The sequence below is a fragment of the Streptomyces sp. NPDC033131 genome (assembly GCF_055578365.1).
In genome coordinates, this window is the sequence record NZ_JBVIPA010000092.1 from 1 (window position 1) to 12118 (window position 12118).

At 68.8% G+C, this 12118-nt stretch carries 12 protein-coding genes; 11 read left to right on the forward strand and 1 reads right to left on the reverse strand.

The genetic code is table 11. The features are described from left to right. The first annotated feature begins 240 nt into the window (after positions 1-240). The 4 genes from ACZ5XS_RS45250 (at position 241) to ACZ5XS_RS45265 (ending at position 2897) form a co-directional block, all read left to right on the forward strand. Positions 241-1263 (forward strand): alcohol dehydrogenase catalytic domain-containing protein, encoded by a 1023-nt coding sequence (locus ACZ5XS_RS45250; RefSeq protein WP_468661559.1) that lies wholly within the window; start codon positions 241-243, stop codon positions 1261-1263. A 50-nt stretch (positions 1264-1313) separates the two neighbouring features. Next, a complete protein-coding gene (locus tag ACZ5XS_RS45255) occupies positions 1314-1718 on the forward strand; it encodes a YybH family protein (protein ID WP_468661560.1) in 405 nt (134 codons plus the stop codon). 234 nt (positions 1719-1952) lie between these two features. Further along, the gene (locus ACZ5XS_RS45260; protein WP_468661561.1) at positions 1953-2627 is read left to right on the forward strand and encodes a hypothetical protein; all 675 of its coding nucleotides are present in this window, start codon (positions 1953-1955) and stop codon (positions 2625-2627) included. A gap of 69 nt (positions 2628-2696) precedes the next feature. Next, on the forward strand, positions 2697-2897 hold the full coding sequence (locus tag ACZ5XS_RS45265; RefSeq protein ID WP_468661562.1) for a ferredoxin: 201 nt from the start codon (positions 2697-2699) through the stop codon (positions 2895-2897). Positions 2898-3818: 921 nt separating this feature from the next. Here the strand turns inward: ACZ5XS_RS45265 and ACZ5XS_RS45270 are convergent. After that, positions 3819-4238 (reverse strand): RidA family protein, encoded by a 420-nt coding sequence (locus tag ACZ5XS_RS45270; RefSeq protein WP_468661563.1) that lies wholly within the window; start codon positions 4236-4238, stop codon positions 3819-3821. A 117-nt stretch (positions 4239-4355) separates the two neighbouring features. Between ACZ5XS_RS45270 and ACZ5XS_RS45275 the strand changes: the two genes are divergently transcribed. The 7 genes from ACZ5XS_RS45275 to ACZ5XS_RS45305 all read left to right on the forward strand — a co-directional run bounded on the left by ACZ5XS_RS45275 (position 4356) and on the right by ACZ5XS_RS45305 (position 12028). Continuing rightward, on the forward strand, positions 4356-5180 hold the full coding sequence (locus ACZ5XS_RS45275; RefSeq protein ID WP_468661564.1) for a fumarylacetoacetate hydrolase family protein: 825 nt from the start codon (positions 4356-4358) through the stop codon (positions 5178-5180). A 2-nt stretch (positions 5181-5182) separates the two neighbouring features. After that, entirely contained in the window at positions 5183-5665 is a 483-nt protein-coding gene (locus ACZ5XS_RS45280; protein ID WP_468661565.1) for a cupin domain-containing protein, read from the forward strand. After that, positions 5662-6582 carry an acyl-CoA thioesterase gene (locus tag ACZ5XS_RS45285; RefSeq protein ID WP_468661566.1) on the forward strand — a complete coding sequence of 307 codons (921 nt, stop codon included), beginning with the start codon at positions 5662-5664 and terminating at the stop codon, positions 6580-6582. The genes ACZ5XS_RS45280 and ACZ5XS_RS45285 overlap by 4 nt, the downstream gene beginning before the upstream one ends. A 117-nt stretch (positions 6583-6699) precedes the next feature. Continuing rightward, the gene (locus tag ACZ5XS_RS45290; RefSeq protein ID WP_468661567.1) at positions 6700-8349 is read left to right on the forward strand and encodes an AMP-binding protein; all 1650 of its coding nucleotides are present in this window, start codon (positions 6700-6702) and stop codon (positions 8347-8349) included. Then, entirely contained in the window at positions 8346-10721 is a 2376-nt protein-coding gene (locus tag ACZ5XS_RS45295; protein WP_468661568.1) for a bifunctional salicylyl-CoA 5-hydroxylase/oxidoreductase, read from the forward strand. The genes ACZ5XS_RS45290 and ACZ5XS_RS45295 overlap by 4 nt, the downstream gene beginning before the upstream one ends. Next, positions 10718-11167 (forward strand): acyl-CoA thioesterase, encoded by a 450-nt coding sequence (locus ACZ5XS_RS45300; protein WP_468661569.1) that lies wholly within the window; start codon positions 10718-10720, stop codon positions 11165-11167. The genes ACZ5XS_RS45295 and ACZ5XS_RS45300 overlap by 4 nt, the downstream gene beginning before the upstream one ends. An 18-nt stretch (positions 11168-11185) precedes the next feature. Further along, positions 11186-12028, forward strand: coding sequence for a PaaX family transcriptional regulator (locus tag ACZ5XS_RS45305; RefSeq protein WP_468661570.1), 843 nt, complete (start codon positions 11186-11188; stop codon positions 12026-12028). Positions 12029-12118: the final 90 nt, after the last annotated feature.

The window sequence follows — 12118 nt, forward strand, 5'->3', positions numbered from 1 at the left end:
CTCTGTCATCTCCGGCTCGTTCCTCATATGTCCTGTGGCGTCCCACCTGGCGCTCCCTGCACGACGGGATGCATTCACTGTACGCGGTTGTGCGATGAAACCATTTGGTTACACAGAGGTGTCTCTTGGATATTGACGGTGCCCGGAGCGGAGGCATACGTTCACGGAACATTGCTGTGCAACGAAATCCGTCCTTCCTGCTCCCATGGCCTGCCGGGCGCACAGAATCAAGGAGGAGCCATGCCCCGTGCGCAATCCGTCGTCGCGCCCGGCCTCGATAGCGACTGGGAACTGCGGAGCACCGAGATCCCGGCGGTGGGACCCGGCCAGGTACTGGTCAAGGTGCACGCCTGCGGGATCTGCGGCACCGACGTCTGGATCACGGAGGGGAAGCTGTCCTTCGGCGTCGACTTCCCCATGACGCTGGGCCACGAGGGTGTGGGCGAGGTGGTCACCGTCGGCGATGGCGTGACGTCCCGCACCGTCGGAGACCGGGTGGGGATCGTGACCCTGCAGAACGGCTGCGGGCAGTGTGCGTGGTGCCGCAGGGCCGAGCCGCTGGACTTCGTCACCGCCGCGAACTGTGAACGCCCGGTGCTCATCGGCATGAACGCCAGCGGTGCGCAGTCGGGATACGTCGCCGCACGCGCCGACGCGACCGTACTGCTCCCGGAGGGGCTGGCGTACGAGCACGCCGCGCCCCTCATGTGCGTCGGCTACACCGCGTGGAGCGGGCTGCGGCGCGCCCGTCCGGAGCCTGGTGACGTGGTGGCCGTCTCCGGCATCGGTGGTCTCGGCCACCTTGCCGTGCAGTACGCGAAGGCCGCCGGCTTCACCACCATCGCGATCACCCAGACACCCGACAAGCGGGAGCTGGCCCACAAGCTCGGCGCGGACCTCGTTGTGTCGAACGGCGCGGAGCTCAGGGCGGCAGGCGGCGCCAACATCCTGCTGCACACCAACAGCTCCAACGCGGCCGTTTCGGACGCTCTCCAGGGCATCAACGCCAGGGGGCGGGCGGTGCTCATGGGTATCGCGTTCGACACCTTCGCGGTGAGCAACATGCCCGTGGTGATGAACAGCATCCAGATTCTCGGCTCCGCACACAACGGCACCGAGTATCTCGTCGAGGCTTTGCAGCTGGCGGCTGACGGCAAGGTCACCCCCATGGTCGAGGTCTACGACAAGGAGCAGGCCGCTGAGGCCTACCGGCGTACGGCCGAGGGCAAAGCCCGATTCCGCACGGTCATCAAGTACGCCTGAGCACCACATCCAGCCGCGCCTCACGACACCACACCACACAGGAGAGAGCCATGTCCGATTACTCCCCCATGCCGACCGAACCGGAGAACATCCCCGCCGCGCTCATGGAGCGCTTCAACTCCGGACAGGCCGACGCGATGATGGGGCTCTACGAGGAGGAAGCCGGCTTCGTCACCAACTCGGGTGTCGCTGTCAGCGATCCGGCGGACATACGGCGTGAACTCGAAGGCTTCCTCGCGCTGGGGCTGCCGATGAAGGCACACGCCCGGCACCTGGTCGTGTCCGGTGACATCGCCCTCATCCTGCTGGACTGGGAGCTGGAGGGCACGGGGCCGAACGGGCAGCACGTGCACCTCAAGGGATCCGCCACCGACATCGCACACCGCGGCGTCGACGGCCGTTGGCGCTACCGGATCGACAACCCCTACGGCACCCGCTTCCGCGAGCAGTACTGACACCGCCGCGCGACGTTCCAGCTGCTGAAGCATCAGGGCTGCGCGGGGAACGATACGCCGCTATCCAGGTCGAAATGCTGGAGAACCTCACACCTGCGCGACGGATTGGCGCGAGTGAACGCCAACGGGTGCGGAGGTCCGACTACGAGCCACTTCCTCGAAATACCTCAGGAGAAGGGACCAGGCATGTCACCATCAGCCACACCTCAGACGCTCACCACTATGGAAGCGTGTATGAAGCTGGCGCCGGAAACAGTAGCTGCGTTCTCGAAGGCCCAGGAACGCATGGGAGCTGTCGTTGCGGCACAGCCCGGATTTCTCGCAGTCATCGGTGGACCGATCGCGAACTCTTCGTGGGAGTACTTCTGCGGAAAGTTCGAGACACCGGAAATGATGAACCGATGGTACGACAGCCCCCAGCACAAGCCGGTCATGGACAAGGCGCATGAAGCCTGGTTCAACGCGTTCTACATCCGGAAATGGCGCCTGCCCGCCGACGGCGAGGAACTGACCGGCCCGCTGTTCCTCGAGACGGCGATCGTCCCCGGAGCCCAACTCACACAGGACACCGTGGACGACGTCGTGGCTCGACTGACGCGCACGTTGCCCCAGTTCAATGCCATGCCCTTCGAGACGGTGAGCGGGGAATTCGAGGACCAGCCGTTCCAGTTCGTGGGCCCACTCGAAGAGTTCCCCCAGCCGGCCCCGGTTCGATACCTGCTCCTCACCCACTGGGAGAGTCCCGCCGAACTCGACGCATGGCTCAAGTCATCGGAAACAAAGAACCTCGCCGAACTCGGTGAGATCTCCCACGAGGTCAGCGTCCTGCTGCACCATCAGCCAGACGAACGCGACGGCCTCAACGCCGACGGTTCTCAACGCCATTGGGTGCGCGCCGGAACAACCTGACCTCATGCCTGAGGCGCCGGCCCAGCTCGGCGCCTCAGGCATATACGCCTCGGTCCGAAGGAGGATGCGATGGGATCACGGATCCGCATAAACAACAACTGCGTTGGCATCGGTGCATGCGAGGCGGTCGCACCACACCTCTTTGCTGTCCGCGACGGAACCGCGGAGCTGCTCGTCAATGATCCGGCTGCGATCGATATGGAACTGGCCCGGGATGCCATCGACGCGTGTCCCATGCTTGCCATCGAGGCCACCGAGGTCGACCAGTGAGCTTCTTCGAGTTTCCTCACGAGGGTGAGGAAACTCCGAGGAAGCTCACTGGTGTGGGAGGGAAATTCCCCACGGGGTGCGGGTGGCGGGACATCGTTGTGCGCTGAACGGCCAAGAGGAAGCACCCCCACGGATGCGGGGAGCAGAGCAGCACTCGACGGCGACCATCAGGCGCACCGACCTGGCACAGGCCTCACGGCGGACGAACGAGTGGCCACAGTTCGGAGACTGTTTCAGCAGCGTGGTCGGATTGGCGGGCGATTTCAGCGAGCCGGACGCTGGACTCACCGAAGTGCAGCATCGCCGGTCGGTATCGGCTCCGCCGATGACACCCAGGATGTGGGGTGGCAGGCGCAGTTGGTTACAGGCGCGATGTCGGTAAGACCGGGCTTCCCGAAGTTCGTTGGCGGAGACGTACGTCTTGTCGTGGTCGAGGAACTCGCCAAGTTCGGTCCGGTTGAGGCCGTGCACGCGACGATCGAGGCACGGGCACGGGCAGTCTCGTCGACGTCAGCGAGCAAACCGTCAGGCCGTCGTGTCAAGGCGATCGGGCCGAACACCTCTGCCTGGCCCCCTGGCATGCCCAGGTCCGCGATGGCCTCACCGCCGTCGGCGAGCCATCACCGCCAGGTCGGTGGCGATCCGGGCGGCCCTCGCGTGCCGCGGCGGCTCGTAGTCGACCGGGAGGCCCCGGTCGCCGACGCGGATGGCTTCGGGCGGCAGGAAAAGGACTCCGGCAACGTGGGGAGCGACCTCGGCGCAGGCCCGGAGCAGGTCGGCGAGTTCCGTCGGTGCCCCGTGCCCGGCGCGGCCGCCCGGCGATGCCGTACGCGACGTTCGTCATGGCGTTCCCGCGATGATCCCTTGGTGCGTCGAGGCCCGCTCCGACGCCCTTGTGGCCAGCCCCTGACGTCGGTTTTCTCAGCTCTCCGGGCGGATCAGACGCTCGTCCGGGATCTCCGCGACGCCGAGGATCTCGATCATCGCTTCCGGCTGCCAGAGGGCGGTTGTGCCGATGCCGGCCATCGCCGGGTAGACCGGGCCTGCGAGTTCGCGCCAGACCTTCCCGATCTCCTTGCCGTGGGCCTGGTAGTCGGGGACGTCGGTGAGGAAGAGCGTGATGCTCACCAGGTCCTCGGGGATCCCTCCGGCGGCGCGCAGCGTGGTGAGGACGTTGTCGAAAGCCTGCCGGAACTGCTCGACGATGCCGCCGGGGACGATCCGCATGTTCTTGTCGAGCGCGGTCTGTCCGCCCAGGTGGAGCGTGTTGCCGCTCAGGGTGCCGTGCGAGTAGCCGCGCGGTACGGGGAGTGAGGGCGGGTTCACCGGGATCGGAGTCATGTGCGCGTACCTCCTGGGACGGGGTGGGTGCGGTCAGCGTAGCTCATCTATTGACTGTTTTCGACGATCGTGAAAATCTCGCTATAAAGCCGCTCCGAAGTCCCAGGGAGAACTCCGATGAAGCTCGCCACCGTGGCCCATGGCGGCCGTCGTAGGGCCGCCGTCCTCGACGGCGACCGCTGGCGGGCCCTGCCGGCCGACGACCTCTCCGCGCTGCTGGCCACCACGGCGCCCGACCGCTTCGCGGACCTCGTCGGCGCCGTGCTGCCCGGCGCCGTACCGGTGCTGCCCCTGCCGTCCCCGCGCAAGGTCGTGTGCTGTGGCCTCAACTACGCCGAACACATCACCGAGATGGGCCGTGAGCTGCCGGCCCACCCCACGCTCTTCGCCAAGTACGCCGACACACTGACCGGCCCCGAGGACGACCTGGTCCTCCCCAAGGGCCTCGACGTGGACTGGGAGGCGGAGCTCGCGGTCGTCGTCGGCGCCGAACTCACACGCGCGGACCGGGACCTGGCCGCACGCTCCATCGCGGGCTACACCGTCGCCAACGACGTCAGCGTGCGGGACTGGCAGCGGCGCACCCTGCAGTGGTTCCAGGGCAAGGCATGGGACCGGACCACCCCGCTCGGCCCGCTCGTCGTCACCCCCGACGAACTCGACCCGGTCGCGGGCGTCGAGGTGATCTGCCGCGTCAACGGCGCCGAACGCCAGCGCGGCAACACCCGCACCCTCGTGTTCGACGCGGCGGATCTGCTCGCCTACGTCTCCGCTTTCACCACCCTGCGCCCCGGCGACGTCGTACTGACCGGCACCCCCGGCGGCGTGGGGATGGGCATGACCCCGCCGGTCTTTCTCGCCGACGGCGATCTCCTGGAGACCGAGATCCCCGGCATCGGCACCCTCCGCAACCGCCTCCGCCTCACCGACCCCAGGAGCTGACCATGGAACCCGATCTCTCCAAGTACGTACTGGAGGGCGACAACTCGATGTACGCCGACCCGTCCGGCCTGGTCGTCCCGGTCGTGACCCGCGGCGGCCTCGAAGTCGGCGCCACCGGCCAGTCCGCCGGCGCGAGCCGCGTCTCCGGCGTCTCCGTCCAGCACACACCGGCCACCAGGCTGTGGTTCGGAAAGGTGCGCAACGAGCCCGGCTACCGCTCGGTGACCCACCACCACGGCGAGGCGGAGACCGGCGGTTACGTCCTGTCGGGCCGGGCGCGCATCTACTTCGGCGAGAAGTTCGAGGACTACGTCGACATGGCAGAGGGCGACTGGGTCTTCGTACCGCCGTTCATGCCGCACATCGAGTGCAACCTCTCGCGTTCCAAGCCCCTGACCTGGATGACCACCCGGACGCCGGAGAACATCGTCGTCAACCTGCCCGACGTCGCGGACGCCGACCTGCGCGACTGGCTGAACCGATGACCGCCGGGACGGAGCCGACGTCCGCGCTCTTCGCCGCGGCGGTCACGCTGAAGCCCGCCGAGCCCGAGCACTACGACCGCGCCTTCACCGCGACCACCCAGCCCTGCCCCTGGCCCAAGGCGTACGGCGGCGACATGGTCGCCCAGGCCACGGCCGCCGCCATGAGGTCGGTCGAGGGCAAGACGCTGCACTCGACACACTCCTACTTCCTGCGGCCGGTCGACATCGGCGCCGAGGTCCGCTATGAGGTGGAGCTGTTGCGCGACGGCCGCGGCTACGCCACCCGGCAGGTCCGCGGCTTCCAGAACGGCAAGCCGGTCTACGTCTGCCTCGCCAACTTCGCGGCGGGCGAGCCGGATGCGGCGACGTACAGTGCCGAACCGCCCGCGGGTGTCCCGGCCCCCGAGGAGCTGCCCAGCTCGGCCTCGTACCTCTCCGGCACAGCTCCCGATGCGGATGGGGGCACGATGACGGACACGTCGCGCGCGTACTGGAGCGGCGGCCGCAGCTTCGACATGCGGCACATCCCCGGGCCCGTCTACCTCACCGTCGAGGGCGAGCGAGCGCCCCACCAGGCCGTGTGGGTACGGCCGTTCGGGAAACTGGGGTCCGTAGACGGGCTGACCGATGCCCAGCGCGACCTCGCCGCGCTCGCCTACGTCTGCGACTACACGATCCTCGAACCCGTGCTGCGGGTCCTCGGCCTGGCCTGGGCCCGGCCGGGACTCGTCACCGCCAGCCTCGACCACGCGATGTGGTTCCACCGGCCCGGACCGGTGGACGGCTGGCTCCTGTACGCCCAGGAGGCCGTCGCAGCCGAGTCCGGCCGCGGTCTCGCCACCGGCCGGTTCTTCACCGCCGCCGGAGTCCACCTGGCCACCGTCGTCCAGGAAGGCCTGATCCGCACCACCTCCTGAACTCCTTCCCTCTGCACGGCCCGCACCCGGTGCACAGGACCCAGGCAGACGCCTCCTGAACCCCTTCCCTCTGCACATCCGCACCTGTGCACGGGACCCCGGCAGAAAGGAACCCCGATGGACCTCGCGCCCTCCGCCTACCCGGACACGTTCGCCCGGGACCACCTCCCGCCCCGCCACCTGTGGCCGGTGCTGGAGTTCACCACGGACGAACTCCAGTACCCCGAGCGCCTCAACGCGGCCACCGAGATCATCGACATACCCACTGACACCTTCGGCCCCGACCGCGCTGCCCTGCGCACGCCGGAGGGCGAGGTGTGGACCTACGGCGAACTGCGCCACCGCGCCAACCAGATCGCCCATGTGCTCACCGACGACCTCGGCCTGACACCCGGCAACCGGGTGCTCCTGCGCTCCCCGAACAACCCGTGGACCGTCGCGGCCTGGCTCGGCGTGCTCAAGGCCGGCGGCATCGTCGTGACGACCATGGCGGCACTGCGCGCCCGCGAACTCACCCCGATCGCGCAGAAGACCCGCCCGGCCGTCGCGCTGGTCGACCACCGGTTCACGCAGGACGTCGAGGCCGTACGCGACGCTGTGCTGCCGGACCTCACGATCGTGGCGTACGGCGGTGACGCAGCCGACGATCTGACGCGCCGGGCGGCGGTGAAGCCGGCTCAGTTCGCCGCGGTCGACACGGCGGCCGACGACGTGGCCCTCTTCGGGCCCACCTCGGGCAGCACCGGCGTACCGAAGATCACCACCCACTTCCATCGCGACATCCTGTCCATCGACAACACCTTCGGCCGGCACACGCTCCGGCTGCGGCCCGACGACCTCGTGTCGTGCACCGCGCCGTTCGCGTTCACCTTCGGCCTCGGCATCCTCGTGGTCTGCGCCCTGCGCGCCGGCGCGTGCGCACTGCTGACCGAGGCCGTCGCACCGGAGCCCCTCGCCGACCTCGTCGCCGGGACGGGGGTCACCGTCCTCGCGACCGCGCCGACGGCGTACAAGCAGATACTCAAGGCGGGCAAGGCAGACCGGCTGCGCGGCCTGCGCACCGCGGTCAGCGCGGGGGAACACATACCCGACGAGGTGTGGAAGCAGCTGCACGCCGAGACCGGGCTCAAGGTCATCGACGGGATCGGGGCCACCGAGATGATCCACATCTTCATCTCCGCCGCCGGTGACGACATCCGTCCCGGAGCGACCGGAAGACCTGTCCCCGGCTACCGGGCCACCGTCCTCGGTCTCGACGGCGAGGAACTCGCTCCCGGGGTCGAAGGGCGGCTGGCCGTGATCGGCCCGGTCGGCTGCCGCTACCTCGACGACCGGCGCCAGGAGAAGTACGTCATGGGCGGCTGGAACGTCACGGGCGACACCTACGTCCGCGACGAGGACGGCTACTTCTACTACCGCACCCGCACCGACAACATGATCGTCTCCTCCGGCTACAACATCGGAGGCCCCGAGGTCGAAGCCGCGATCGACACGCACCCGGACGTCGTCGAGTGCGCGGTGGTTGCCAAGCCCGACCCCGAGCGCGGCTCGGTAGTGTGCGCCTTCGTCGTGCTGCGTGAGGGAGTCAGCGGCGACGACGCCAAGGCCAGGGACATCCAGGACTACGTCAAGACCCAGCTGGCGCCGTACAAGTACCCGCGCGCGGTCCGCTTCACCGACGCCCTGCCCCGCAACACCAGCGGGAAGCTGCAGCACTACCTGCTGCGCCAGTTGATCGAGAAGGCGAACGAGGAGAACAACGCATGAGGATCGCGATCGTCGGCGGCGGCCCGGGCGGGCTCTACTTCGCCGCCCTGATGAAGCAGTTGGACCCCGCCCACGAGATCACCGTCTGGGAGCGCAACGCCCCCGACGACACCTTCGGCTTCGGTGTCGTCTTCTCCGACGAGACCCTCGGGGGCATCGAGAACGCCGACACCGCCGTCCATGACGCGATGGAGAACCGTTTCGCCCGGTGGACCGACATCGACATCGAGTTCAACGGGCACCACTTCACCGTAGGCGGTCAGGGCTTCGCGGCCATGTCCCGCAAGGACCTGCTGCGCATCCTCCAGGGGCGGGCCGCAGAACTCGACGTCACGGTGCACTACCGGACCACCGCACCGGACGTGGACGAGCTGCGCGAGTCCCACGACCTCGTGGTCGCGGCGGACGGGCTCAACTCGGCCGTGCGGACCAAGTACGCCGACGCGTTCGGCCCCAACCTGGACCGGCGGGCCAACAAGTACATGTGGCTGGGCACCGACCGGGTCTTCGAAGCCTTCCAGTTCTTCGTCAGGCAGACGGAGTTCGGGACCATGCAGATCCACGGCTACCCGTACTCCGACTCAGGCTCGACCTTCATCGTCGAGATGGCGGAGGACGTGTGGCGCCGCGCCGGCTTCGACGCGACCGAGGGCACGGAGTTCCCGCCCGGAGTCTCCGACGAGCAGGCCGTCGCGCGGATCCGTGAGATCTTCGCCGAGGAACTGGCCGGTCACGCCCTGCTGACCAACAACTCGAAGTGGCTCAACTTCACCACCGTCCGCAACGAGTGCTGGCACCACCGCAACGTGGTCCTCCTCGGCGACGCCGCCCACACCGCGCACTTCTCGATCGGCTCCGGCACCAAGCTGGCCATGGAGGACGCCCTGGCGCTCGCCGCGTGCCTGCACGAACAGCCCACCGTGGCCGAGGCGTTGACGGCCTACGAGACCGAGCGCCGGCCCGTGGTGGAGTCCACGCAGCGCGCCGCCCAGGCCTCGCTGGAGTGGTTCGAGAACATCGGCAGGTACGCGGACCAGGACCCCGCACAGTTCTGCTTCAACCTGCTCACCCGCTCCCGCCGGATCACCTTCGACAACCTCAAGGACCGCGACCCCGGCTTCGCCGAGCTGATCGAGCGTGGTTTCGCCAAGGCCCAGGGGCTCCCGCAAACCAAGGCCGCTCCGGCGATGTTCCAGCCCTTCTCGATCGGCGCTCTGGAGCTCAAGAACCGGATCGTCGTCTCCCCGATGGACATGTACTCGGCGGTGGACGGCGTACCGGACGACTTCCACCTGGTCCACCTTGGCGCCAAGGCGCTCGGCGGCGCGGGCCTGGTCATGACCGAGATGGTCTGCGTCTCACCCGAGGCACGGATCACCCCGGGCTGCACGGGCCTGTGGAACGACGCACAGCGCGACGCGTGGGCCGAGGTCACCTCCTTCGTGCACGAGCGAAGCACGGCGAAGATCGGACTCCAGCTGGGGCACGCCGGCCGCAAGGGCTCGACCAAGGTGATGTGGGAGGGCATCGACCAGCCGCTCGACGAGGGCAACTGGGAGGTCGTCGGCCCGTCCCCGCTGCCCTACGGCGCGGGCTGCCACGTGCCGCGGGAGATGACCCGTCAGGAGATGGACGCGGTCGTGGCCGAGTTCGCGGCGTCCGCGCGCAGGGCCGCGGAGGCCGGCTTCGACCTGCTCGAAGTGCATGCCGCTCACGGCTACCTGCTGTCCTCTTTCCTTTCCCCCGTCGCGAATCACCGCACGGACGAGTACGGCGGCGCGCTGAGCAACCGTCTGCGCTTCCCCCTGGAGGTCTTCGACGCGGTCCGCTCCGCCTTCCCGGCCGACCGCCCGGTGACGGTCCGTATCTCGGCGACCGACTGGTCCCCGGACGGCAACACCGAGCACGACGCGGTCGAGATCGCCCGGGCGTTCGTCGCGCAGGGGGCGGCGGCGATCGACGTCTCCTCCGGCCAGGTCACCAAGGACGAGAAGCCCGCCTTCGGCCGCTCCTACCAGACCCCGTTCGCCGACCGGATCCGTCACGAGGTTGCCGCCCCGGCGGGCGTGGCCGTGATCGCGGTGGGCGCGATCTCGTCGTACGACGACGTCAACTCGATCCTGCTGGCCGGCCGCGCCGACCTGTGCGCGCTCGGCCGTACCCACCTCTACAACCCGCAGTGGACCCTGCAGGCGGCCGCCGAACAGGAGTACCGCGGCCCGGGCGCCGAGTGGCCGGCTCAGTTCGTGGCCGGCCGCCGCAAGCCGCCGACGTCACGCACGGACGCGGTCCGCCCGCGCCTGGCGCTGCTGCGCGAGACCCCCGGGGACGCCGTCCACCTGCGGTGGACGCCCAGCGGGACGACCGGATGAGCGGCACGGTCCACCCGTACGGTGTCCACTGCGCCCGCGTGGAGTGGGTGGACACCGACGCCGCGGGGATCTACCACAACACCACCGTCGTGCGCTACGCCGAGGCGGCGGAGGCCGCGCTGATGCGCGAGCACGGCATCCCCGGCTACTTCCCGGTGGCGCCCAGAGTGCGTTACGAGGTGGAGTTCGAGGCGTCCCTGCGGTTCGGCGAGGAGGTGTTGACCCGGATCGAGCTTGTCCGCCTCGGCCGGTCCTCGATGACCTTCGCCTTCGAGGTGTGGCGGGAGGCCGCCGACAGCGGGCCCCGCCGACGTGCCGCCCGAGGCGGCTACGTCACCGTGCACGTCCCCGACAAGGAGGCGGGCGGCAGCGCGCCCTGGCCGGCCGCCTGGCGCACGGCGCTGACAGCGGGGGCGTCCACGGAGGCAGCCGGGCGAACGCAGTAAAATCCTGCATTCGTGACTATGAGCGACCTCCTCGACGACGACCCGGCCCAGGCGGCACCACCGCGATCCCTGATCGTGACGGTCTACGGCCTCTATGCGCGCGAGGTCGGCGGCTGGATCGGTGTGAGCACCCTGATACGGCTGCTCGCCGAACTCGGCGTCGACGCCCAGGCGGTCCGCTCGTCCATCCACCGTCTCAAGCGGCGCGAGATCCTGGTGCCGGAGCGGCGGGGCGGCAGGGCCGGCTATGCGCTCTCGCCGTATGCCCGCTCCGTTCTGGAAACCGGCGACCGCCGCATCTTCGAGCGCCACACAGCCCCCGACGACGGCTGGGTCGTCGCCGTCTTCTCGGTGCCGGAGAGCGAGCGGCAGCACCGCCACCAGCTCCGGTCACGGCTGGCATGGCTGGGCTTCGGCACGGTCTCGGCGGGGGTATGGATCGCTCCCGCCCACGCGCTCGACGACACCCGCGACCACCTGCTCCGACACGGTCTGGACCAGTACGTCAACCTCTTCCGCGGCGATTACGTGGCCTTCGGAAACCCGGCCGAACAGGTCAGCCGCTGGTGGGACCTGGAAGCGCTGCAGGGACTCTACGACGATTTCGTCGCCACGTTCACGCCGATGGCCACACGCCTGGCCGAGGCCGAGAAGAGCACGACGTCGGCCCGGGACGCGTTCGTCGAGTACGTCCGAGTCCTGACGGCCTGGCGACGTTTTCCGTACCTCGACCCGGGGCTGCCCGGCGCCCTCCTCCCGGACACGTGGTCCGGCACGAGGGCGGCGGACCTCTTCTTCGAGCTCCGGCGCACTCTGGAGGAGCCGGCGCACGAGTTCGCGCGGAGCCTGCTGGACTCCTAGCTGTTCTGTCTCGGGAGGTTGTGGACAGGTGAGTCAGATCTCGGCTGGGGGATCTTGAACGGGTGAGGGCCTTTCGGGTTCGGTGTGGAT

Coding starts and splice junctions, on each gene's coding strand:
- ACZ5XS_RS45290 (WP_468661567.1), top strand. CDS start 6,700: ATGGACCTCGCGCCCTCCGCCTACCCGGACACGTTCGCCCGGGACCAC.
- ACZ5XS_RS45295 (WP_468661568.1), top strand. CDS start 8,346: ATGAGGATCGCGATCGTCGGCGGCGGCCCGGGCGGGCTCTACTTCGCC.
- ACZ5XS_RS45285 (WP_468661566.1), top strand. CDS start 5,662: ATGACCGCCGGGACGGAGCCGACGTCCGCGCTCTTCGCCGCGGCGGTC.
- ACZ5XS_RS45265 (WP_468661562.1), top strand. CDS start 2,697: ATGGGATCACGGATCCGCATAAACAACAACTGCGTTGGCATCGGTGCA.
- ACZ5XS_RS45255 (WP_468661560.1), top strand. CDS start 1,314: ATGTCCGATTACTCCCCCATGCCGACCGAACCGGAGAACATCCCCGCC.
- ACZ5XS_RS45275 (WP_468661564.1), top strand. CDS start 4,356: ATGAAGCTCGCCACCGTGGCCCATGGCGGCCGTCGTAGGGCCGCCGTC.
- ACZ5XS_RS45280 (WP_468661565.1), top strand. CDS start 5,183: ATGGAACCCGATCTCTCCAAGTACGTACTGGAGGGCGACAACTCGATG.
- ACZ5XS_RS45260 (WP_468661561.1), top strand. CDS start 1,953: ATGAAGCTGGCGCCGGAAACAGTAGCTGCGTTCTCGAAGGCCCAGGAA.
- ACZ5XS_RS45300 (WP_468661569.1), top strand. CDS start 10,718: ATGAGCGGCACGGTCCACCCGTACGGTGTCCACTGCGCCCGCGTGGAG.
- ACZ5XS_RS45250 (WP_468661559.1), top strand. CDS start 241: ATGCCCCGTGCGCAATCCGTCGTCGCGCCCGGCCTCGATAGCGACTGG.
- ACZ5XS_RS45305 (WP_468661570.1), top strand. CDS start 11,186: ATGAGCGACCTCCTCGACGACGACCCGGCCCAGGCGGCACCACCGCGA.
- ACZ5XS_RS45270 (WP_468661563.1), bottom strand. CDS start 4,238: ATGACTCCGATCCCGGTGAACCCGCCCTCACTCCCCGTACCGCGCGGC.